Raw genomic sequence first — 20,957 nt, forward strand, 5'->3', positions numbered from 1 at the left:
TTTTTGTTCTAGCCTAAGATGCAAAAAAATTATCTAAACCTGTCCGACGAAGCGCTCACCCAGGCGGTTCATTGAGCTCGACACCTGATTCCAGACGCTCGCGCAGGAATTCGATGAATGCCTGCACTGGACGTGAGGCCTGACGGTGCTGGGGATAAACCGCTGACAGCGTCAAGGGCTCGGGCCGCAAGTCATCTAGTACCCGCACCAGGCTGCCGTCACGCAGCGCCGCGCCAACAATGAACGTCGGCAGGTAGGTGATGCCCAGCCCGGCCACCGCCGTGTCTCTCAGCAGCTCGCCATTATTGGCGCGCATCCGCCCGCTGATGTTCAATATCAAAGGCTTGCCCTGCACCTGAAAACGCCATTGCGCCTGACGGCTGTGGCCATAGGGCAGGCAATCATGAGCGTGCAGATCTTCGGGTTTTTGCGGCGTACCGCGCTCGGCCAGGTAGGCAGGGCTGGCGCAGTAGACCCGATCAATCGAGGCAATGCGCCGGGCAATCAGGCTGGAGTCTTCCAGCACCCCGATACGCAGCACCAGGTCATAGCCTTCGCTGATCAAGTCCACCGCACGGTCGCTCAGGTCCACCTCCACCGCCACGTCGCGGTAGCGCTGCAAAAACAGCGGCAGCAGACAGCCCAGATGCGCAACGGCAAACGACAGCGGCGCACTCAGGCGCAGGGTGCCGCGTGGCTCGCTGTTCTGCCCGGTAATCCCCCTGCTCGACCTGTTCGACCTCGGCCAGCAGGCGCAGGGCAGACTCGTAATAACTCTGCCCCAGCGGCGTGACATCCAGACGTCGCGTCGAGCGGTTGAGCAAACGTACGCCCAGCCGTTCCTCCAGTTGCATCAGGCGCCGACTGACAAATTGCTTGGACAGGCCCAGCTTGTCGGACGCCGCCGTGAAGCTTCCGGACTCCATGACCTGGCAGAAAATCCGCATGTCTTCAAAAGGGTTCATGTGTCGTGGCCTGAGTGAACGCTGAATGCTGTTCGACAGAGCGTAACGTGCCACTCGCTACTGTCAACCACAGCGAGACAGTCATTCATGTTCCAGCTACTTATTGCGACAGTCGATAAGCCGTAACCTTTGTCTCACTTGATCGATTGCTGAATATGCAGCGTCGATAAACGGATGGAGAAAGAATCATGCTGACTCTTCGTAAAGCTTCCGACCGCGGCGCTGCCAACCATGGCTGGTTGAAATCCTTTCATACCTTTTCCTTTGCCGGTTATCGCAACCCTCAGGAGCAGGGCTTTTCCGATCTGCTGGTGATCAACGACGACCGCGTGATTGCGGGCAAAGGTTTCGGCCAGCACCCACACCGCGACATGGAGATCTTTTCCTACGTGCTGGAAGGTGCGCTGGAGCACAAGGATACGCTGGGCACCGGGTCGGTGATTCGTCCTGGCGACGTGCAATTGATGAGTGCCGGCAGCGGCGTGGCGCACAGCGAGTTCAACCATTCGCACACCGAGGGCGTGCATTTTCTGCAGATATGGATCGTGCCGAATGTTGCAGGCGCAACCCCGAACTATCAACAGGAGCATTTCAGCGCTGAACAGAAACGCGGTCATTTGCAGTTGATCATTTCCCCGCAAGGCGAGAACGGTGCGCTCAAGGTTCGTCAGGACGCTCGTGTGTATGCCGGTCTGTTCAATGGCAATGAAACTGCCACCCTGGAACTGGCTGCCAACCGATATGCCTACGTGCATGTCGCCCGTGGCAGTGTGGTGCTCAATGGGCAGCCGCTTGACGAAGGTGATGGGGTGCGTTTGCGCAACGAACAGGTCATTAGCCTGAGCGAAGGCGTTGACGCAGAAGTGTTGGTGTTTGACATGCGGCCCAATGAACTGCCGCAGATGCCCTGATGCATAGGCCCCATTACCGGGACCGACATGGCGTTTCTTTCACTTGATAGGCGCCTGCGCCTGAGCCACGCTCCGCCCGACAAGGCATAGTATTCACTCCCCCCCTGCCCTTGCCGGGCAGCGGGCCGGGTGGATCAACGCTATTGAGCATCAGGCGAGGAAAAAACCGTGGCCAGTGATCAACTTGATTGTGTCCTTTTGAAACCCGCCAAGCCCTCTCAAGGCAAGCAGGGTATGGATTATCAGGTCGGCATCTCCGCACAAAGTGCAGGTGCCCGACATATCCATATGCAACTGCTGACAATTGCCCCCGGCGGCAGGGGCAAGGCTCACAAACATCAGGAGCATGAAACCGCCATCTATGCCCTGAGTGAAGCCACCGGCTGCTGGTATGGCGAGTCGCTGGAAAAGCATGCCATCGTGGAACAAGGCGACTTCTTTTATATCCCGGCGGGAATGCCGCATGTGCCCTATAACCGCAGCAACGAGCGCGAAGCAACGGTTCTGGTCGCGCGTACTGATCCCAATGAGCAGGAGAGCGTGACCCTGATGCCGGAGCTCGACGAGTTATTGGCATCCAGACAGGGCTGAGCGTGACACGCGGGGAAAGATGATCTTTTATAAAGATGCTTAAAACGCACAAACAAAAACGCCGCTCTGATGAGCGGCGTTTTTGTGAATTTGGAGCGGGAAACGAGACTCGAACTCGCGACCCCGACCTTGGCAAGGTCGTGCTCTACCAACTGAGCTATTCCCGCAATATGGCGTCCCCTAGGGGACTCGAACCCCTGTTACCGCCGTGAAAGGGCGGTGTCCTAGGCCACTAGACGAAGGGGACACTGCCTGAAACACAATGGTGTGTGTTTCAGTTCCAGACATCATCCGAAGATGTGTTCTGGTTTCACTCAACCCTGCCCGGAGGCAAAGCTGCTTAAAATTGGAGCGGGAAACGAGACTCGAACTCGCGACCCCGACCTTGGCAAGGTCGTGCTCTACCAACTGAGCTATTCCCGCAATGGCGTCCCCTAGGGGACTCGAACCCCTGTTACCGCCGTGAAAGGGCGGTGTCCTAGGCCACTAGACGAAGGGGACACACGTACAACATTCACTACTTATTTGCGCTACGCTGTGTGCTTTACGCTGTAAGTGGCGCGCATTCTATGGATGGATTGAGGGGTCGTCAACCCCCATGTGAAAATTTATTGAAATCAATAACTTCGATGCCGTTCGGACGCTGACCGACTGTCGCCAATCATTCAGCTGCCTAATCTATATAGAAGAGATGCCGACAAACTCCAGGAGGGACATCTATGCGCAGTAGTGCTTAGCCACTACACTCGCACTAAAACTAATTGAACAAATGAGGTTTGCACAGTGACTCCACTCATGATCACGCTGATGGTAGTAGCAGGTATCGCTCTGCTCATCGCGATCGGCTACCTGAATCACGTCGCTGAAAACGGCAAACTGGAGAAGGCCCGCACCAAGGTCGAACTCAGTGATCGCTTGCGTCGCTGCAGCGAAATCACCGAAGTATTCCCCGGCCAGTTGATGTCGCCAGCCTTGAAGCTGCTGCTTACGCGTCTGGAACTGAACGTCGTGCAGCGCATGCTCAGCCTGGACAAGGGTAACGCTCAACTCAAGCACCGCATCGGCGAGCTGGAAGAGCAGATCGGCAAGGGCGAACGCATCGACATCCCCAACCCGGTCACGCCGATCCAGACCGAAGCCAAGGCCAAGGACGTGCGTTTCCTTCTGGAAGCCCTGCATGGTCAGGTGACCCGCGCTGCGCATGACGGCTTTCTGCAAACCAGCGAAGCCAAACACTGGATCCGCGAAATCCGCACGATTCTGGTCACGCTGCACATCGAGTTCTTCAATAACCTCGGTCAGATGGCCCTCAGTCAGGACCAGCCGGGCCAGGCTCGTCTGGCGTTCGAACGCGGCGTGCAGTATTTGCGCAACCAGCCGGACCCGGTGACGTACCAACAGCAGTTGCTGGCGATGGAAAAACAACTGGCCCGCGCCAACTCGATGGTACTGACCAATACCGCGCCATCCGAAGACGACGACAACGCGCTGACCGAAGGCCTGAAGGCAGACGAAACCGAATCCGAATGGAAGAAGAAAGTCATCTACGATTGATGACTGCCCCGCCGCTGCCGGACCTATGCTCCGGACAGCGGCAGGTCGAGCGGCTCAACAGTCGGTCGATGCCAGAAAGATAGCCGCCAGACGTTCGATCCCCGCCTGATCCACCTCGTTGAAACGCCCCACACTCGGACTGTCCAGGTCCAGCACGCCGATCAGACGCCCGTCCTTGATCAACGGCACCACCAGCTCGCTGTTCGATGCGCTGTCGCAGGCGATGTGCCCTGGAAACTCGTGAACGTCCTGAACACGCTGGGTTTGCCGACTCTGCGCCGCCGCCCCGCAAACGCCGCGACCAAAGGGAATGCGTACGCACGCAATCTGCCCCTGAAACGGACCCAGCACCAACTCTTCGTTGCGATTGAGGTAAAAACCCGCCCAGTTCAGATCGTCGATCTGCGTATAGAGGAATGCCGAGAACTGCGCCGCATTGGCGATGAAGTCGCGCTCGTCTGCCAGCAATGCCTCAAGCTGGGCGGCCAGCAGACCGTAGCCATTGAGGCCGGCACCGGTGTTTTGCAAATCGATCATGTGTGTTGCTCCAACAATTCAAGTCCTACCCAGTAACGTGCAAATTGATATGCGCAGCGGCCATTGCGATTGCCACGCGCGGTCGCCCAGCGAATCGCAGCCTTTTCCAGGCTTTCGTCGCGCTGCCATTGCAAGCCGGCTTTGTCTGCCAGTTGCGTGATCCAGTGCTCGACCACGTTCAGGTAATGCTCCTGAGTGAATGGATAGAACGACAGCCACAGGCCGAAGCGGTCAGACAACGCGATCTTGTCTTCCACGGCCTCGCTGGGGTGCAACTCGCCGTCGACGTGCTTCCAGTCAACGTTGTCGCTTTCCTTTTCGGGCACCAGATGGCGGCGATTGGAGGTGGCATACAGCAATACGTTATCCGGTGCCTGCTCCAGCGAGCCGTCAAGCACGCTTTTCAGTACGCGATAATCACCCTCGCCCGACTCGAACGACAGGTCATCGCAGAACAGTACAAAGCGCTGCGGCAGTTTGTGCAGTTGTTCGACCACACGCGGCAAGTCGCCCAGATGATCACGCTCGATCTCGATCAGGCGCAGACCGGCCGAGGCGTGCTCGGCCAGCAGAGCGCGGATCAGGGACGACTTGCCGGTGCCGCGCGAGCCCCAGAGCAAGGCATGGTTGGCAGGCAGGCCATCGATAAACTGACGTGTATTGCGCCCTAACTGATCGCGCTGCAGGTCGACGCCGATCAGATCGGTCAGGCGCGTATCCAGGCTCACCTGCAACGGCATCAGGTAGCCGCTACGGCCCTCTTGCACCCAGCGCGCGGCAAGCGTCTGTGACCAGTCGACCGGCTCGCGCACGGCTGGCAACAGCGGTTCCAGCCGGGCCAGCACGGCATCGGCGCGCTGCAGAAAAGCATCCAACCGAGAATCCACGGGATCTCCTTATATTTAACTGATTGGTCAGCAGTGCCTATCAGCTATGCTTGGCCAACCAGAAGTGGCAGTAAGTACTCATGGATATATCGCTCAAAAACAGGCTTTCGTTCAAGCAGGCGCGCCTGGCTGTACTGATCGGCTTCGCGCTGGGGACCTTGCTGAGCCTGTTCCAGATTGCAATCGATTATGCCAGCGAAGACGCGTCCATCAATCGCGAAATCAAATCACTGCTGGAAATCATCCAGAACCCGGCATCGCGCATTGCCTACAACATCGACTCGGAGCTGGCTCAGGAGCTGACACTCGGGCTGCTGCGCTCCCCTGCCGTAGTCAGCGCCAGGCTGACCGATAACAATGACGCCGTGCTCGCAAGCGTCGAACGCCCCATGGCGACAGGGCGCTATCGGGTGTTCAGCGACTGGCTGTTCGGTGAAAGCCGCCAGTTTCAGGAAAAACTGCACCTCAACCATTTGCCGGATGAAACCATCGGCACACTGTACCTGACCGTGGACACCTTCGCGTTCGGCAGCCACTTTCTGCAGCGCGCCGAGATCACTTTGCTCAACGGCTTCGTGCGCAGCCTGGCGCTGGCCGGCATTCTGACCATTCTGTTCTATGCCACCCTGACCAAACCGCTGGTAAGGGTGATCCGCGAACTGAGCAGTCGCGATCCGCGCAACCCCGACCAAGGAAAAATAACCTGCCCGCCTCACCATGAGCAGGATGAAATCGGCGTATTGGTCGCGACCTTCAATCGTCAGTTCGAAACCATGAGCAGCGAGTTCTCCAGACGGCGCGCGGCCGAAGATCGGCTGACCGAACATCTCAACGAGCTGGAAAACATTGTTTCGGCACGCACCAATGAGCTCAAGGCCAGCAACATACGCCTGCGCGAATCCAACGAGGAACTGCAGATAGCACGCAGTACGGCGCTGGACATGGCCAATGCGCGCTCGGCGTTTCTGGCGCACATGAGCCACGAAATCCGCACGCCGCTCAACGGCTTGCTGGGCATGCTCGCGCTGTCACTGGACAGCCCGCTCAGCGCCGAGCAGCGCCAGCAACTGATGATCGCCCACGACTCCGGCAAGGTGCTGGTCGAACTGCTCAACGATATTCTCGACATGTCCAAGTTCGATGCCGGTCATCTGGAGATCGAGCGCATTCCCTTCGACCTGGGGGTGTTGATCGAAGACACCGCCAACCTGCTGTCACAAAACGCGGCGCCCAGCGTAGAGCTGACCTGCCTGATTGCGCCGGACTTTCCGGCCATGGTTACCGGCGACCCGACCCGTGTGCGGCAGATCGTCAGCAACCTGCTGTCCAACGCACTCAAATTCACCCGTTTCGGGCGCGTGGATGTACGTCTGACTCACCATAAGGATGTCAGCGGAGAAAACCGGGTGCGCATCGAAGTCCGCGACACCGGCATCGGGATTGCGCAGGACGCCCAGGCGAAAATCTTCCAGCCGTTCACTCAGGCAGAAACCGCCATCACTCGGCAGTATGGCGGCACCGGGCTGGGTCTGGCGTTGACCAACAATCTCTGTGAAGCCATGAATGGCACGCTGAGTATCCAGTCGCAGTCCGGCTTCGGCAGTCAGTTCTGCGCCGAGCTGCCGCTGCCGGTGCATGTGTCCGCAGTCACTCAGACCGCGCTCAGGGGCCGGGTCACTGTGGTCAGCTCGGCCGGCAGCGGCCTGGTGGAGCTGCTTGGCAACCTGCTGCCAACCTGGGGGGTCGATCTCAAGCGACGCAGCATTGATGATCGCCCGGAAGACGTGGACCTCGACAGCAGCCCGGACCTGGTCATTACCGACTGCCCCGAATGCCTGTTTGCGATTCGCCCCACTACACCCGTGCCGATCCTGCTGGTCACCGCCTATGGCAATTTCATGCCCGGCGAACAGGTTACAGCCCTTGCCCCGCTGCAACAGCAGGCTCGACCACTGGCGCGCAACGCGCTTTACCACACGCTGCGGCGTGTACTCGGTCAGGAAGAGACAGGCGTCAGGGACACAAAAGCGCCAGAGCAAACGGCTCAGCGCATGGCCAGAGTACTGTTGGTGGAAGACAACCCGGTCAATCAACTAGTGGCCAAGGGCATCCTCGGCAAGCTGGGGTGCGAAGTGATCATCAGCAGTCACGGCGGCGAGGCCCTGGAACAACTGGAGCAAGGCCACTTTGACCTAGTGTTGATGGACTGCAACATGCCGGTCATGGACGGCTATGAAGCCAGCCGCCAGATCCGCAGCAGCGGCCGCTGGCCAAACCTGCCGATCGTGGCGCTTACCGCCAACGCCATGCCCGATGAGCGAGAGCGCTGCAAGGCGGCAGGCATGAACGACTACCTCGCCAAGCCGTTCCGGCGCGCCGAACTGGCGGGCATTCTGGACCAGTGGATTCCCATCGCTGACATCCGCTGAAACGGCTTAGCGCAGCAGCGCTTCGATTTCACCGGTCAGTTCCTCGGGTTTGGTCAACGGCGCGAAACGCTTGACCAGCGCGCCATCCCTGCCAATCAGGAACTTGGTGAAATTCCACTTGATTCGCTCGGTCCCCAGCAACCCCGGTGCCTGCTGTTTGAGTTGAACGAACAAGGGATGGGCCTGAGCGCCGTTTACGTCGATCTTCTTGAACAGCGGGAAGCTGACCCCGTAGTTCAGTTCGCAAAACCCTGAAATAGCGCCTTCGTCACCCGGCTCCTGCTTGCCGAACTGATTGCAAGGGAACCCCAGTACCACCAGCCCTTTATCCTTGTAGTCCAGCCAGAGTTTTTCCAGGCCTTTATATTGTGGGGTGAAGCCGCATTTGCTGGCTGTATTGACTACCAGCACCGCCTTGCCAGCGTAATCGGCCAGGGTTTTCTGTTCTCCCTTGATCGTAGTGACCGGGATACTCAGCAGGTTTTCACTCATCAAAGGAGGCCTCAAGACCAGGCGGTGGCTGGATCGGAATGTGAGCACTGACGTTAGCCTGCAACGAAGCGCGGCGCACGCCAATTTTCGGTATTGATACGGGTCGATAAGCCCGGAGCCGCTGCACGCAACGGCACAACAATCTCACGGCTACTGGCGCGGGACCAGGTCCAGGCATACCGAGTTGATGCAGTAACGCAGCCCGGTCGGTGGCGGACCATCGGGAAACACATGACCCAGGTGGGCGTCGCATTTGGCACAGACCACTTCGGTACGAATCATGCCGTGGCTGACATCGCGCACTTCGACCACCGCGCTGCCTTCCAGCGGTGCGTAGAAGCTGGGCCAGCCGCAGCCCGAATCGAACTTGGTGGTGGAATCGAACAGCGGCTCATTGCAGCAGATGCAGTGGTAGACGCCTTCTGTCTTTGTCTCGTTGTACTTACCGGAAAACGGCCGCTCGGTGCCTTTCAGGCGGCAAACCTGATACTGCGCCGGGTCGAGCATCTCTTTCCACTCCTCAAGCGTTTTATGCAACTTGTCCACAGGTACACCTCCGAATTCGAAAAACCCCGATCTGTACCTTTTCCACAGATCAGGTGGCACGTATGATTGCGCCAGGTCAGACGTCAGTCTGGCACCCGCGTTTGTCGCATACAAACCCATTTTCATGGCGAACGTGCTGCGACCTTCATTGCAAGCCGGCAACAGCTCGTCCATTTTCGGGATCATCACCATGCAGTTCAACAAATCGAACAAGCTCGCAAACGTCTGCTACGACATTCGCGGGCCGGTGCTCAAGCACGCCAAACGCCTGGAGGAGGAAGGCCATCGCATCCTCAAGCTGAACATCGGCAACCCGGCACCGTTTGGTTTCGAGGCGCCGGACGAAATCCTTCAGGACGTGATCCGCAACCTGCCGACTGCCCAGGGCTACAGCGACTCCAAGGGCCTGTTCAGCGCCCGCAAGGCTGTGATGCAGTATTACCAGCAGAAGCAGGTGGAAGGCGTCGGCATCGAAGACATCTATCTGGGCAACGGCGTGTCCGAGCTGATCGTGATGTCGATGCAGGCGTTGCTCAACAACGGCGACGAAGTGCTGGTTCCGGCACCCGACTACCCATTGTGGACTGCGGCAGTAGCGCTGTCCGGTGGCAGCCCGGTGCATTATCTGTGCGACGAGCAGGCCAACTGGTGGCCGGACCTTGAAGACATCAAGGCCAAAATCACCCCGAACACCAAGGCCATGGTGATCATCAACCCGAACAACCCGACCGGCGCGGTGTATTCCCGCGAGGTATTGCTGGGCATGCTGGAGCTGGCTCGCCAGCATAATCTGGTGGTGTTCTCCGACGAAATCTACGACAAGATCCTCTACGACGACGCCGTGCACATTTGCACTGCCTCGCTGGCGCCGGACCTGCTGTGCCTGACCTTCAACGGTTTGTCCAAGTCGTATCGGGTCGCAGGCTTTCGCTCCGGCTGGATTGCCATTTCCGGGCCGAAACACAACGCGCAGAGCTACATCGAGGGCATCGACATCCTGGCCAACATGCGCCTGTGTGCCAACGTGCCGAGCCAGCACGCCATCCAGACCGCACTGGGCGGCTATCAGAGCATCAATGACCTGATCCTGCCGCCAGGCCGTCTGCTGGAGCAACGAAACCGCACCTGGGAGCTGCTCAACGATATTCCCGGCGTCAGCTGCGTCAAGCCGATGGGCGCGCTGTATGCGTTCCCGCGTATCGACCCGAAGGTCTGCCCGATCTTCAACGACGAGAAGTTCGTCCTCGATCTGCTGCTCTCGGAAAAACTGCTGGTGGTTCAAGGCACGGCGTTCAACTGGCCCTACCCTGATCACTTCCGCGTCGTGACCTTGCCGCGCGTTGATGAGCTGGAGCAGGCCATTGGCCGCATCGGTAACTTCCTGAAGGGTTATCGTCAGTAAACAGACACCGCCCCCTCTCGCGCCGCATCCCTGCCCCGACCTGTTCGGGGCAGTTTATTTGTGCCCTGCCAAAACAGCATGAGCGCCCCGCCCTCAACCCTTCAGGCATCGACCACTCTGGCTCAGGCACCGTTCAGCTTTGCGGGATTACCATCGATTGCGTGAAGAGGACACAGTTTGAAATAGTCCCTCTGTTGAATAGCAGCGGGCATCACCTTATATACCCGGCATCGAGTTACATATTTACCTGAGGAGAACGTTTCGACCATGATGCGCATTTTGCTGTTTTTGGCCACTAACCTTGCGGTCGTGCTGATTGCCAGCATCACCCTGAGCCTTTTTGGCTTCAATGGGTTCATGGCGGCCAACGGGGTTGATCTGAACCTCAATCAGCTGCTGGTTTTCTGCGCTGTGTTCGGTTTCGCGGGCTCGTTGTTCTCGCTGTTCATCTCCAAGTGGATGGCGAAAATGAGTACCGGCACTCAGATCATCAGTCAGCCTCGCACCCGCCATGAGCAATGGTTGCTGCAGACCGTTGAACAACTGTCCCGCGATGCGGGCATCAAGATGCCGGAAGTCGGTATTTTCCCGGCGTATGAAGCCAACGCATTCGCCACGGGCTGGAACAAGAACGATGCACTGGTTGCGGTAAGCCAGGGCCTGCTCGAGCGGTTCTCGCCGGATGAGGTGAAAGCCGTACTGGCGCACGAAATCGGCCACGTTGCCAACGGCGACATGGTCACACTGGCGCTGGTGCAGGGTGTGGTGAACACGTTTGTGATGTTCTTTGCCCGCATCATCGGCAACTTCGTCGACAAGGTGATCTTCAAGACCGAGAACGGTCAGGGTATTGCCTACTACATCACGACGATTTTCGCCGAGCTGGTATTGGGCTTTCTGGCCAGCGCCATCGTCATGTGGTTCTCGCGCAAACGCGAATTCCGCGCTGACGACGCAGGTGCCCGACTGGCCGGTACGGACGCGATGATCGGTGCGCTGCAACGCCTGCGTTCAGAACAGGGCGTACCGGTGAACATGCCTGACAGCCTGACGGCGTTCGGTATCAACGCCGGTCTGAAGAAAGGCCTGGCAGGGTTGTTCATGAGCCACCCGCCGCTGGAGCAACGCATCGAGGCCCTGCGCCGCCGCGGTTGATCCTACCAACGCGATAGCTTTCGCCCCGCGCACAGCAATGAGAGGTGTTCTACCGGACACCTCTCGTTGCACACGCTCCGCATGGGAATGCAGTTCGTGACGCTCTGCGTCACACGGTTCTGCGATCGGAGAAGAATTCAGGCCCAACTCAGCGCGATTGACGCTCCAACCTATAAACGTGCTCATCCATGCGCTCCAATCCGGCCCTCAACGCCTTGGGACTGCTGTGTAGCGCATCTTGCTCGCTGACCTTCGTGATTTCCCAGCTTCCGGATACAAACGCCTGCAGCCACGTGTGCGGCACGGAGAATGGCGGGCCTTCGAGCAGGTTTTGGTCGTATTCAAGGGTGACCAGCAGGCCACTGCATGCCTGAGGCATCAACGCTTCAAGCTGCTGCACATAGTGCTCGCGCATGCCCGAGGGCAAGGCAATCAAGGCGGCACGGTCATAAAAGGCTGTGCAGTGGCCAATATCGTGCGCCGTCAGGGCGAAAAAATCGCCGCACCAGATTTCGATGCCCGGCGCTGCATAGACGCTGAAGTCGCCCTTGCGCGTGATTTGCGGTTGCACACCGCGCTCATTGAAATAGCCTGCTACCGCTGCCTCGGAAAGCTCTGCGCCGACTACGTAGCAACCTTGCTCTATCAACCAGTTCATATCCAGGCTTTTGCCGCACAACGGCACCAGAACCCGAGCCCCAGGCTCAAGTCTCAAATGAGGCCAATGCTGTCGCAGGTCCTGATTGACCTGCGCCTGATGAAAGCCAATCTGTCCTGCCTGCCAGCGCTGCAGCCAAAAATCCGCCTGCATGAAACCTCCTGAAAATTCGATCAAAAAGCGCCATAACTTATATTAGATTTAGATCATGAGAATGAACGACTATGGGGCATTCTCATATTCTGGAGCGTTAAATGTTCCCAAGCCTGTTTATTTCCCATGGCTCCCCCATGCTCGCGCTGGAGCCCGGCGAGAGTGGCCCCGCCCTGACGCGATTGGCCGCCAGCTTGCCCAGGCCTCGCGCCATCGTAGTGGTGTCTGCACACTGGGAAAGCCACGAACTGATCGTCAACGGCAACCCACAACCCGAGACCTGGCATGATTTCGGCGGTTTTGCAGCTGAATTGTTTGCGGTGCAATACCCGGCGAAAGGTCTGCCTGAACTGAGCCGCACAATAGTCGAGCTGCTGGCCGCCAGCGATCTGCCCGCACGCATCGACAGCAGACGACCGTTCGACCACGGCGTCTGGGTGCCCTTGTCGTTGATGTACCCGAACGCCGATATTCCGGTGGTGCAGATCTCACTGCCTAGCCTTCAGGGGCCCGAGCTCCAGACACGGGTAGGCCGCGCGCTGGCCAGCCTGCGCGAACAGGGTGTATTGATTATCGGCTCTGGCAGCATCACGCATAACCTGCGCGATCTGGACTGGAACGCCGGCCCCGGAAGCGCAGAGCCATGGGCTGTGACGTTTCGTGACTGGATGATCGACAAGCTGCAAAAAGAAGATGAAGCCGCCCTGCACCACTACCGCAGTCTCGCCCCCCATGCGATGCGAGCGCACCCGAGTGACGAGCATTTGCTGCCGCTGTATTTCGCACGGGGCGCAGGCGGAGCATTCAGTGTTGCCCATCAAGGCTTCACTATGGGGGCGCTCGGAATGGATATCTATCGGTTCGGCTGAATCCGAAAACGCCGAGTCGCCTGAATTCAGCGCAAAAAAATCCCCGAACCAGTCGGGGATTTTTTATTGACCTATCAGCTCAGAAGCCGATCAGTCTTCGCGATAGCGACGCAGCTTGAGCTGCTTGCCAGCAACACGGGTGTCCTTGAGCTTGGTCAGCAGACGCTCAAGACCATCTTCCGGCAGCTCGACCAGGCTGAAGCTGTCACGCACCTGGATGCGGCCGATAGCTTCGCGGGCCAGGCCGCCTTCGTTGAGGATGGCACCCAGCAGGTTCTTGGCAGCGATACCATCACGCGCACCCAGCGCGGTACGGCAACGAGCACGGCCTTCGGCCAATGGAACCGGCGCACGACGCTCACGCTCAGGACGATCACCACGGTCGCTGCTGCGCTCTGGACGATCACCGCGCGGGGCGTTGTTCGGAACCAGTGGACGCTCGCGCTCGATGGCTGCCAGGGTCAGTGCCTGACCGTTGGTAGCCTTGCGCAGCAGTGCAGCAGCAAGGGCACGCGGGCTGCAGCCGATGTCGGCAGTCAGACGATCGAGCAGATCACCGTGAGTCGATTCGGCATCAGCGACCAGTGGCGACAGGCTGTTGGTCAGCTTCTTGATGCGTGCATCCAGAACGGCCTGGGCATCCGGCAGGCGGACTTCCGCAACCTTCTGACCGGTAACACGCTCGATCACCTGCAGCATGCGGCGCTCGCGAGGAGTTACCAGCAGCAGTGCACGACCTTCGCGACCGGCACGACCGGTACGGCCGATACGGTGAACGTAGGACTCTGGATCGTAAGGCATGTCCACGTTGAATACGTGGGTGATACGCGGAACGTCAAGACCACGGGCAGCAACGTCGGTCGCTACAACGATGTCCAGACGGCCATCCTTGAGGGAATCGATAACGCGCTCGCGCTGGTTCTGAGCGATGTCACCGTTCAGTGCAGCAGCCTTGTAGCCTTTGGCTTCAAGGGCGCTTGCCAGGTCCAGGGTCGCCTGCTTGGTGCGGACGAACATGATCAGGGCGTCGAAGTCTTCGACTTCCAGCAGGCTCAATACAGCCGAGGTCTTCTGGTCAGCGTGAACCAGCAGATGAGCCTGCTCGATCGCGGTAACGGTCTGGGTCTTGGTCTGGATCTTGACGTGCTTCGGATCACGCAGATGGCGCTCGGCGATGGCACGGATCGACTGTGGCAGCGTTGCCGAGAACAGTACGGTCTGGCGGGTTTCAGGCATGGCCTTGAAGATGACTTCGAGGTCGTCCATGAAGCCCAGCTTGAGCATTTCGTCTGCTTCATCGAGAACCAGATGGTTCACGGTTGCCAGGACTTTCTCGTCACGACGCAGGTGGTCGCAGAGACGGCCAGGGGTGGCGACAACAATTTGTGCGCCGTTGCGGATAGCCTTGAGCTGCGGGCCCATTGGCGCGCCGCCGTAGACCGCTACAACGGTCACGCCCGGCATTTGTTTTGCGTAGGTCTCGAACGCGGTGGCAACCTGAAGTGCCAGTTCGCGGGTCGGGGCCAGGATCAGTGCTTGCGGCTCGCGCTTGCTCGGGTCGATGCGATGCAGGATAGGCAGTGCGAACGCGGCGGTTTTACCCGTACCGGTTTGCGCCTGACCAATCATGTCGTGACCGGCGAGAATAATCGGGATCGATTGCTGCTGAATGGCCGAAGGCTCTTCGTAGCCAGTGGCGACGACTGCTGCAACGATATTTGGATGAAGTTCGAGAGCGGCGAAGCCGCCGATTTCCTGGGTCATGGGTCTGCCTCTAGTGCATCCGCAAAGACCCATGCTTCAAAGCTGCGCGTGCCGTGTACGACCTTGAGGTCACCCTGGCTGCTTTGTCGGCGGGGATTTGCGAAAACGTTTGATGAATGGATCGTCCAGGCTAGTCCGTTGTGCGAACAAGCAACCGAAGCTGGCTTCGGGGTACTGCAATACCTTGACGAGGGCCCTGTTAAGGCCGGCGCGCACTATACCGGAAATACGCACCTTAGTGAGTCTTTTTTTGCGAAACATTGCGCCATCCTTGAGCAACCCAAGGCCCTTGGTCCGGGCAGAGGGCTGGCCGACAAGGGCGCGGGCCCGAGATTGCGGGCGTTGCCGCTTAAACGTTTAATCTGCTCTTGCGGATGGCCGGCATCCCGACCTGCGGGGTGTGGCGAATTGTCTCACCCCTGATTTCAGAACAGTCAGCACATGCTTCGCCCTTTCAGGTCGCGGAACGGACCGCTCTGATCAACGACTCCAGCGAGTACCCCAGATGCGGCGCAAGTGCCTCGGCACGCGAACTCAGTGCCTCGATATCCAGCGTCTGATCGAGGTCGGCAGGCACGATCAGAATGACGTTGCCCTCCTTTACCGGCAGCTCCCAGTAATGACGGTGGTACAAACCCCGCAGCAAGGCTGCACCCAGCGGTTTGCCGTCGTCGGTGGCCCACTGGTTGATGATCAGCCAGCCACCGGGATTGAGGCGTTGCTGGCAGCCCTGCAAAAAATTCCAGGCCAAATGCCCGACGCCCGGCCCGACATCGGTGTAAAGGTCGACAAAGATCAGGTCGGCAGGCTCTGCGCTGTCCAGCAACTCCAGCGCATCGCCGATGCGGATATACAGACGCGGATCGTCATCGAGCCCCATGAACTCCATGGCCAGGCGCGGCACATCAGGGCGAAGCTCGATGACTTCAACGTCTTCAAGCGGCAGGAACTTCATGCAGGCCTGGGTCAGCGTACCCGCACCCAGCCCCAGAAACAGCGCGCTGTCCGGCGCATCGTGACACAGTGCGCCGATCAGCATCGCGCGGGTATAGTCGTATTCCAGCCAGCTCGGGTCAGCCGTAAACGTGCAGCTCTGCTCGATGGCCTCGCCAAACTCCAGAAAGCGGTAATCCTCCACTTCCAGCACGCGGATCATGCCGAAGTCGTCGTGGACCTCGGCCAGAATTCGTTCTACGCGCTCACGCTCTTCCGTCATTACCGTTCCTGGTCATCGCTGCGCCGAGCGCAAAACGCGAATTGTCCGGCAAGCGCGCGGCTTTGTCACACATTGCCGGGCGCTATGCCATCCCGGTGGTCTGCCCTACGCTGGCAGAGCAACGGCGAACTGCTAACATGCTGGCCCGATTGCACAACCCTAGAGCCAATAATGAGCCAACCCTGGAGCCCCGACAGCTGGCGGGCACTGCCGATTCAGCAGCAACCTCACTACCCTGACGCCGCGCACCTGCTGAAGGTCGAACAGACCCTGGCCAGCTATCCGCCGCTGGTGTTTGCCGGCGAAGCCCGAGAGTTGCGCCGCCAGTTTGCCGAAGTGACCCAGGGTCGCGCGTTCCTGCTACAGGGCGGCGACTGCGCGGAAAGCTTCATGGAGTTTTCCGCAGCCAAGATTCGCGACACGTTCAAGGTGCTGTTGCAGATGGCCATCGTCATGACCTTCGCCGCCGGTTGCCCGGTGGTGAAAGTCGGACGCATGGCCGGACAATTTGCCAAACCTCGCTCGGCCAACGACGAAATCATCGACGGCGTAACGCTCCCGGCGTATCGCGGTGACATCGTCAACGGTATCGGCTTCGATGAGAAAAGCCGTGTGCCAGACCCCGAACGCCTGCTGCAAGCCTATAACCAGTCCACCGCCACCCTGAACCTGTTGCGCGCTTTCGCCCAGGGCGGGTTTGCCGACCTGCATCAAGTGCACAAGTGGAATCTGGACTTCATCGCTAACTCGGCGCTGGCCGAAAAATACAGCCAGCTGGCCGGACGCATCGATGAAACGCTTGCGTTCATGCGCGCCTGCGGCATGGACAGCTCGCCGCAACTGCGTGAAACCAGTTTTTTCACCGCCCACGAGGCATTGCTGCTCAATTACGAAGAAGCCTTCGTGCGGCGCGACAGCCTGACCAATGATTACTACGATTGCTCGGCACACATGCTGTGGATCGGCGACCGTACCCGGCAACTGGACGGCGCGCATGTCGAATTCCTGCGCGGGGTGAACAACCCGATCGGCGTCAAGGTCGGCCCGAGCATGAACACCGACGACCTGATTCGTCTGATCGACATCCTCAACCCTGACAACGATCCGGGCCGTCTCAACCTGATCGCGCGGATGGGTGCAAACAAGGTCGGCGATCACCTGCCACAGCTGATTCGTGCGGTCGAGCGCGAAGGCCGCAAAGTGCTGTGGAGCTCCGACCCGATGCACGGCAACACCATCAAGGCCAGCAGCGGCTACAAAACCCGCGACTTTGCGCAGATCCTCGGCGAAGTGAAGCAGTTCTTTCAAGTGCATCAGGCTGAAGGCACTTATGCCGGAGGCATCCATATCGAAATGACCGGGCAAAACGTCACCGAATGCATCGGCGGCGCCCGCCCCATCACCGAAGATGGTCTTTCGGATCGCTACCACACCCACTGCGACCCGCGCATGAACGCCGATCAGTCACTGGAGCTGGCGTTCCTGATTGCCGAAACCCTGAAGCAGGTCCGGCGCTAAGCAGAGCAAGCGGCCCGCTCAGCGCTTGAGCGGGTCATCCCAAAACGGACGCTCGGCTTCCTGCTGAATGTCGGCCCGACTCAGCCCCAGGTCCTTCAGCGTGTCATCACTCATCCGCGCCAGATAGCGGCGTTGACGGTACAGCTCCAGCCAGCGCTGCAAGTGATGCTTCAACCACACCAACGCCTTGCCAGGCTGAGCATGCCCGGCAGGTCTTGCGATCAATACAGACTCTTTTTGACCATTCATCATCTTGCCCTCCGTGTGAGATGACTAAAGTCTCGCGCCTGACATAAGATCAATCCAACGAATGTTTCTTATGCAGTGCATCTGGGAGGTTGATGTATTGGCCAGCTATTCGGGCACCCGTTACCCAGGCATAGACACCGAGCTGCTGCGCACCTTTGTGGCTATTGCCGATCACGGCGGTTTCACTCGCGCAGGCGAGGTGGTCAACCGCACGCAATCGGCGGTCAGCATGCAGATGAAACGCCTCGAAGAGGATGTCGTACAGCGTCAACTGTTCCAGCGTGAAGGCCGGACCCTGAACCTGACGGCAGAGGGCCAGGTGTTACTTGGCTATGCGCGGCGCATCCTCAAGCTGCACAGTGAGGTGTTCAATACGCTGCGCGAGCCACACATGATTGGCGTGGTAAAAATCGGCTCGCCCGACGACTACGTGATGCGCTTTCTGCCCGGCATACTTTCGCAGTTCGCACAGGCCTACCCGCTGGTTCAGGTAGAGGTGCATTGCGAACCCTCCGACCTGCTGCTGCAACGCAATGACCTGGACCTGACCATCGTCACGCGCAAGCCCGGCACCGAGATCGGTACGCTGTTGCGTCACGAGCGCCTGGTCTGGATGGAAGCCAGCGGTTTTGCTCCGCATGAGCAAAACCCCATTCCGCTGGCGATGTTCAATACACACTGCTTCTGTCGCGACTGGGCGTGCAACGCCCTGGACAGCGTGGAGCGTGATTACCGCATCGCCTACAGCAGCTCCAGCATGGCAGCAATCACAGCAGTGGTCAGCGCGGGCCTGGCAGTCACTGCACAGTTTCAAAGCCTGATCACTGCAGATTTGCGCATCATCGGCGCGGCCGAACAATTGCCCGAGCTGCCAACGGCAAGCATCGTACTGCTGCGCAATCCGAAAAACCCCTCGCCCATCACCGAATGCATGGCCGACTACATCATCGACGGCTTCAAACCTTGAGCGCGAGAATGACTGCGCAGAGCACCAGAAACACGCAGAACATCAGGCGCAGCGTTCGCTCCGGCAGCGAGTGCGCCAGCTTGACACCCCAACTGATGCTCGCCAGACCACCAATGGCCAATGGAATGCCCATCGACCAGTTGACGTGATCGTGCAGCGCGTAGGTAACCAGCGTGATCCCGGTGCTCGGGGCTGCGAGGGACAGCGCCAACCCTTGCGCCACAACCTGTGTCGTACCAAACACGCTGGTCAGGATCGGCGTGGCCACCACTCCCCCGCCAACGCCAAACAGACCTCCGGTCATACCCGACCCGACGCCCAGCAGCCATAGCCATTTTTCATGGCGCAACCCGCTACCGGCCTGATGGCCGCGCCAATACATCTGCGCCACGTTGAACACGGTCAGAACCACCAGAAAGCCGACAAAGCCCAGGCGCATGCTTTGCGGATCCACGCGCACCGCCAGCAGCGACGTCAGCCAGGCAAAAATAAAACTGGGAATGATCAACATCAACGCATTACGCAGCAAAATCCGGTTGCGCTGGTTATAGCGCCACAAGGCGAGTAACACGTTAGGCAGCACCATCAACAACGCAGTCCCTTGCGCCAGTTGCTGATCCAGACCGAACAGCACCCCCAGCGCAGGAATTGCCACAAGACCACCACCGATTCCGAACAGCCCCCCCAGGGTGCCCATCGCTGCACCCAGTAACACAAACATCACAATTTCAATCACACTACGTCCCCGCCCAGTCGATGGCCAAATGCTACGCAGTCCTGCGCGCAACCAACACCCGGTGTTACCTGTTTTTTTGCGCGCGGCGCAAGCTGTCAGCGCTTTGAGCCTGCACGCTCGGAATTATCTGGCACATTAAAGAATGCAACACTAAGTTAAACTCATTCGACTGAGTTTGAGGACCTGATATGAGTGCCGAAGAAAACCCTGCCCACGCTGCACCTGCCGATTGCGATTCGCTGCTACTGGATAACCAATTGTGTTTCGCCCTGTACTCCACCTCATTGATGATGACCAAGGTTTACAAGCCGCTGCTGCAGGCGCTGGGACTGACCTATCCGCAGTACCTGGCAATGATGGTGCTGTGGGAAAAAGACGGGCTTACCGTCGGTGATGTCAGCACTCGCCTGCTCACCGATCCGGGTTCTCTGACACCTTTGCTCAAGCGTCTTGAGGGCGAGGGCTTTATCAGCCGCACCCGCAGCAAAGAGGACGAACGCGTGGTATTGCTGCACCTGACTGAACAAGGTCGTGCACTGCAACACCAGGCACTGAGCATACCCGGCTGTATTCTGTCGGCGAGCGGCCTGAACATGGAAAGGCTTCGTGACCTGCAGACACAGTTGTTGGACTTGCGTGACCATCTGCACCAGAGCCTTTAAGAAAAAGGCTCACGCCGGCCCGGACTGACCTGCCGTTCGTTGCGCCAGAGCCCCGTGCACCACGGGGCTGGCAAGATTTCCAGCTACCCGCCCTGGTAGCTTTCTTCCTCCCGAAAACGACCTCTTTCGACTTTTCGCAAAATTTAGCTTGCGCGCTAACTATCCGTGAACTACCTTTGCCTTGCAATTAGTTAGCGCGCAAGTATTTTGCGCAACAATCCCTATCAAACGAGGAAAAATCATGGACACTCTTTACACCGCAGTTGCAACCGCCACCGGCGGCCGTGATGGTCGTGCCGTTTCCAGCGACAAGATTCTCGACGTCAAACTGGCCACTCCGAAAGAACTCGGCGGTGCTGGCGGCGCAGCCACCAACCCTGAGCAACTGTTCGCTGCCGGTTATTCGGCCTGCTTCATCGGTGCCCTGAAATTCGTCGCTGGTCAGAGCAAACGCAGCATTCCGGCAGACGCCTCGATTACCGCCCACGTAGGGATCGGCCAGATTCCCGGTGGTTTCGGTCTGGACATCGACCTGCACGTCAGCCTGCCCGGCCTTGAACAAGCCGACGCTCAGCAACTGGTCGATGCCGCTCACGTGGTTTGCCCTTACTCAAACGCCACGCGCGGCAACGTCGATGTGCGCCTGCATGTAACCGTCTAACTCACCGGCCACAGATACGAACATGAGCAAGGGAA

At 58.8% G+C, this 20,957-nt stretch carries 20 protein-coding genes, 4 tRNA genes and 1 pseudogene; 11 read left to right on the forward strand and 14 right to left on the reverse strand.

The features are described from left to right. Positions 1-55: 55 nt before the first annotated feature. Positions 56-965: pseudogene (locus KP808_RS17920) on the reverse strand (LysR family transcriptional regulator). A 188-nt stretch (positions 966-1,153) separates the two neighbouring features. Here KP808_RS17920 and KP808_RS17925 point away from each other — a divergent pair. Together KP808_RS17925 and KP808_RS17930 are read left to right on the forward strand one after the other, a co-directional pair. Then, positions 1,154-1,876 (forward strand): pirin family protein, encoded by a 723-nt coding sequence (locus KP808_RS17925; RefSeq protein WP_058409682.1) that lies wholly within the window; start codon positions 1,154-1,156, stop codon positions 1,874-1,876. A 234-nt stretch (positions 1,877-2,110) separates the two neighbouring features. Further along, positions 2,111-2,467 carry a cupin domain-containing protein gene (locus KP808_RS17930; RefSeq protein WP_223282932.1) on the forward strand — a complete coding sequence of 119 codons (357 nt, stop codon included), beginning with the start codon at positions 2,111-2,113 and terminating at the stop codon, positions 2,465-2,467. Positions 2,468-2,558: 91 nt separating this feature from the next. On the opposite strand, the gene KP808_RS17935 is transcribed toward KP808_RS17930, so the two are convergent. The 4 genes from KP808_RS17935 to KP808_RS17950 form a co-directional block, all read right to left on the reverse strand. Beyond that, positions 2,559-2,634, reverse strand: a tRNA-Gly gene (locus KP808_RS17935). A gap of 4 nt (positions 2,635-2,638) precedes the next feature. Then, positions 2,639-2,714: transfer RNA gene (locus tag KP808_RS17940), tRNA-Glu, on the reverse strand. Between the two features lie 100 nt (positions 2,715-2,814). Further along, positions 2,815-2,890, reverse strand: a tRNA-Gly gene (locus KP808_RS17945). Between the two features lie 2 nt (positions 2,891-2,892). Continuing rightward, positions 2,893-2,968: transfer RNA gene (locus KP808_RS17950), tRNA-Glu, on the reverse strand. Between the two features lie 294 nt (positions 2,969-3,262). On the opposite strand from KP808_RS17950, the gene KP808_RS17955 reads away from it, so the two are divergent. Beyond that, complete coding sequence (locus tag KP808_RS17955) at positions 3,263-4,021, forward strand: hypothetical protein (RefSeq protein ID WP_058401291.1); 759 nt, start codon at positions 3,263-3,265, stop codon at positions 4,019-4,021. Positions 4,022-4,075: 54 nt separating this feature from the next. Here the strand turns inward: KP808_RS17955 and KP808_RS17960 are convergent, their stop codons facing one another. Beyond that, complete coding sequence (locus tag KP808_RS17960; protein ID WP_004657375.1) at positions 4,076-4,558, reverse strand: GAF domain-containing protein; 483 nt, start codon at positions 4,556-4,558, stop codon at positions 4,076-4,078. Beyond that, positions 4,555-5,445: an ATP-binding protein gene (locus KP808_RS17965; protein ID WP_002554531.1), complete on the reverse strand. Its 891-nt coding sequence runs from the start codon at positions 5,443-5,445 to the stop codon at positions 4,555-4,557. Before KP808_RS17965 ends, KP808_RS17960 begins: the two co-directional genes overlap by 4 nt. A gap of 80 nt (positions 5,446-5,525) precedes the next feature. Here KP808_RS17965 and KP808_RS17970 point away from each other — a divergent pair, with 80 nt between their 5' ends. After that, complete coding sequence (locus KP808_RS17970; protein WP_230016604.1) at positions 5,526-7,874, forward strand: hybrid sensor histidine kinase/response regulator; 2,349 nt, start codon at positions 5,526-5,528, stop codon at positions 7,872-7,874. 6 nt (positions 7,875-7,880) lie between these two features. On the opposite strand, the gene KP808_RS17975 is transcribed toward KP808_RS17970, so the two are convergent. Together KP808_RS17975 and msrB are read right to left on the reverse strand one after the other, a co-directional pair. Further along, positions 7,881-8,366, reverse strand: coding sequence for a glutathione peroxidase (locus tag KP808_RS17975; protein ID WP_122258067.1), 486 nt, complete (start codon positions 8,364-8,366; stop codon positions 7,881-7,883). A gap of 150 nt (positions 8,367-8,516) precedes the next feature. After that, the gene (msrB, locus tag KP808_RS17980) at positions 8,517-8,912 is read right to left on the reverse strand and encodes a peptide-methionine (R)-S-oxide reductase MsrB (protein ID WP_122258094.1); all 396 of its coding nucleotides are present in this window, start codon (positions 8,910-8,912) and stop codon (positions 8,517-8,519) included. A gap of 190 nt (positions 8,913-9,102) precedes the next feature. On the opposite strand from msrB, the gene KP808_RS17985 reads away from it, so the two are divergent. Then, positions 9,103-10,314 (forward strand): pyridoxal phosphate-dependent aminotransferase, encoded by a 1,212-nt coding sequence (locus KP808_RS17985; RefSeq protein ID WP_004657364.1) that lies wholly within the window; start codon positions 9,103-9,105, stop codon positions 10,312-10,314. A gap of 267 nt (positions 10,315-10,581) precedes the next feature. Continuing rightward, positions 10,582-11,469 carry a protease HtpX gene (gene htpX, locus KP808_RS17990; protein ID WP_003418061.1) on the forward strand — a complete coding sequence of 296 codons (888 nt, stop codon included), beginning with the start codon at positions 10,582-10,584 and terminating at the stop codon, positions 11,467-11,469. Positions 11,470-11,617: 148 nt separating this feature from the next. Here htpX and KP808_RS17995 read toward each other — a convergent pair whose 3' ends face one another. Then, a complete protein-coding gene (locus KP808_RS17995) occupies positions 11,618-12,280 on the reverse strand; it encodes a thiopurine S-methyltransferase (protein WP_122281651.1) in 663 nt (220 codons plus the stop codon). 101 nt (positions 12,281-12,381) lie between these two features. On the opposite strand from KP808_RS17995, the gene KP808_RS18000 reads away from it, so the two are divergent. Next, positions 12,382-13,149: a DODA-type extradiol aromatic ring-opening family dioxygenase gene (locus KP808_RS18000; RefSeq protein WP_230016605.1), complete on the forward strand. Its 768-nt coding sequence runs from the start codon at positions 12,382-12,384 to the stop codon at positions 13,147-13,149. Positions 13,150-13,239: 90 nt separating this feature from the next. Here KP808_RS18000 and KP808_RS18005 read toward each other — a convergent pair whose 3' ends face one another. Together KP808_RS18005 and KP808_RS18010 are read right to left on the reverse strand one after the other, a co-directional pair. Continuing rightward, positions 13,240-14,946: a DEAD/DEAH box helicase gene (locus tag KP808_RS18005; RefSeq protein WP_177342374.1), complete on the reverse strand. Its 1,707-nt coding sequence runs from the start codon at positions 14,944-14,946 to the stop codon at positions 13,240-13,242. A gap of 421 nt (positions 14,947-15,367) precedes the next feature. Then, positions 15,368-16,129 (reverse strand): spermidine synthase, encoded by a 762-nt coding sequence (locus tag KP808_RS18010; RefSeq protein ID WP_002554539.1) that lies wholly within the window; start codon positions 16,127-16,129, stop codon positions 15,368-15,370. 171 nt (positions 16,130-16,300) lie between these two features. Here KP808_RS18010 and KP808_RS18015 point away from each other — a divergent pair, with 171 nt between their 5' ends. Continuing rightward, positions 16,301-17,647 carry a class II 3-deoxy-7-phosphoheptulonate synthase gene (locus KP808_RS18015; protein WP_002554540.1) on the forward strand — a complete coding sequence of 449 codons (1,347 nt, stop codon included), beginning with the start codon at positions 16,301-16,303 and terminating at the stop codon, positions 17,645-17,647. Between the two features lie 18 nt (positions 17,648-17,665). On the opposite strand, the gene KP808_RS18020 is transcribed toward KP808_RS18015, so the two are convergent. Next, positions 17,666-17,899 (reverse strand): DUF1127 domain-containing protein, encoded by a 234-nt coding sequence (locus KP808_RS18020; protein WP_058401285.1) that lies wholly within the window; start codon positions 17,897-17,899, stop codon positions 17,666-17,668. A 67-nt stretch (positions 17,900-17,966) separates the two neighbouring features. Between KP808_RS18020 and KP808_RS18025 the strand changes: the two genes are divergently transcribed. Continuing rightward, entirely contained in the window at positions 17,967-18,863 is an 897-nt protein-coding gene (locus KP808_RS18025; protein WP_058401284.1) for a LysR substrate-binding domain-containing protein, read from the forward strand. On the opposite strand, the gene KP808_RS18030 is transcribed toward KP808_RS18025, so the two are convergent. Further along, positions 18,853-19,599, reverse strand: a complete 747-nt coding sequence (locus KP808_RS18030) for a sulfite exporter TauE/SafE family protein (protein ID WP_058401283.1) — start codon at positions 19,597-19,599, stop codon at positions 18,853-18,855. The genes KP808_RS18025 and KP808_RS18030 overlap by 11 nt on opposite strands. A gap of 188 nt (positions 19,600-19,787) precedes the next feature. On the opposite strand from KP808_RS18030, the gene KP808_RS18035 reads away from it, so the two are divergent. Then, positions 19,788-20,261, forward strand: coding sequence for a MarR family winged helix-turn-helix transcriptional regulator (locus KP808_RS18035; RefSeq protein WP_002554546.1), 474 nt, complete (start codon positions 19,788-19,790; stop codon positions 20,259-20,261). 241 nt (positions 20,262-20,502) lie between these two features. After that, the gene (locus KP808_RS18040) at positions 20,503-20,922 is read left to right on the forward strand and encodes an organic hydroperoxide resistance protein (RefSeq protein WP_003373293.1); all 420 of its coding nucleotides are present in this window, start codon (positions 20,503-20,505) and stop codon (positions 20,920-20,922) included. Positions 20,923-20,957: the final 35 nt, after the last annotated feature.

It is taken from the genome of Pseudomonas savastanoi, from assembly GCF_020917325.1.
Classification (GTDB): domain Bacteria; phylum Pseudomonadota; class Gammaproteobacteria; order Pseudomonadales; family Pseudomonadaceae; genus Aquipseudomonas; species Aquipseudomonas amygdali.

What these genes read in the sequence shown, in the direction of transcription:
- KP808_RS17925 (WP_058409682.1), top strand. Translation starts at nt 1,154, where the DNA reads ATGCTGACTCTTCGTAAAGCTTCCGACCGCGGCGCTGCCAACCATGGC.
- KP808_RS17930 (WP_223282932.1), top strand. Translation starts at nt 2,111, where the DNA reads ATGGATTATCAGGTCGGCATCTCCGCACAAAGTGCAGGTGCCCGACAT.
- KP808_RS17955 (WP_058401291.1), top strand. Translation starts at nt 3,263, where the DNA reads ATGATCACGCTGATGGTAGTAGCAGGTATCGCTCTGCTCATCGCGATC.
- KP808_RS17960 (WP_004657375.1), bottom strand. Translation starts at nt 4,558, where the DNA reads ATGATCGATTTGCAAAACACCGGTGCCGGCCTCAATGGCTACGGTCTG.
- KP808_RS17970 (WP_230016604.1), top strand. Translation starts at nt 5,526, where the DNA reads ATGGATATATCGCTCAAAAACAGGCTTTCGTTCAAGCAGGCGCGCCTG.
- KP808_RS17975 (WP_122258067.1), bottom strand. Translation starts at nt 8,366, where the DNA reads ATGAGTGAAAACCTGCTGAGTATCCCGGTCACTACGATCAAGGGAGAA.
- KP808_RS17985 (WP_004657364.1), top strand. Translation starts at nt 9,103, where the DNA reads ATGCAGTTCAACAAATCGAACAAGCTCGCAAACGTCTGCTACGACATT.
- htpX (WP_003418061.1), top strand. Translation starts at nt 10,582, where the DNA reads ATGATGCGCATTTTGCTGTTTTTGGCCACTAACCTTGCGGTCGTGCTG.
- KP808_RS17995 (WP_122281651.1), bottom strand. Translation starts at nt 12,280, where the DNA reads ATGCAGGCGGATTTTTGGCTGCAGCGCTGGCAGGCAGGACAGATTGGC.
- KP808_RS18000 (WP_230016605.1), top strand. Translation starts at nt 12,382, where the DNA reads ATGTTCCCAAGCCTGTTTATTTCCCATGGCTCCCCCATGCTCGCGCTG.
- KP808_RS18005 (WP_177342374.1), bottom strand. Translation starts at nt 14,946, where the DNA reads ATGGGTCTTTGCGGATGCACTAGAGGCAGACCCATGACCCAGGAAATC.
- KP808_RS18010 (WP_002554539.1), bottom strand. Translation starts at nt 16,129, where the DNA reads ATGACGGAAGAGCGTGAGCGCGTAGAACGAATTCTGGCCGAGGTCCAC.
- KP808_RS18015 (WP_002554540.1), top strand. Translation starts at nt 16,301, where the DNA reads ATGAGCCAACCCTGGAGCCCCGACAGCTGGCGGGCACTGCCGATTCAG.
- KP808_RS18020 (WP_058401285.1), bottom strand. Translation starts at nt 17,899, where the DNA reads ATGATGAATGGTCAAAAAGAGTCTGTATTGATCGCAAGACCTGCCGGG.
- KP808_RS18025 (WP_058401284.1), top strand. Translation starts at nt 17,967, where the DNA reads ATGCAGTGCATCTGGGAGGTTGATGTATTGGCCAGCTATTCGGGCACC.
- KP808_RS18035 (WP_002554546.1), top strand. Translation starts at nt 19,788, where the DNA reads ATGAGTGCCGAAGAAAACCCTGCCCACGCTGCACCTGCCGATTGCGAT.
- KP808_RS18040 (WP_003373293.1), top strand. Translation starts at nt 20,503, where the DNA reads ATGGACACTCTTTACACCGCAGTTGCAACCGCCACCGGCGGCCGTGAT.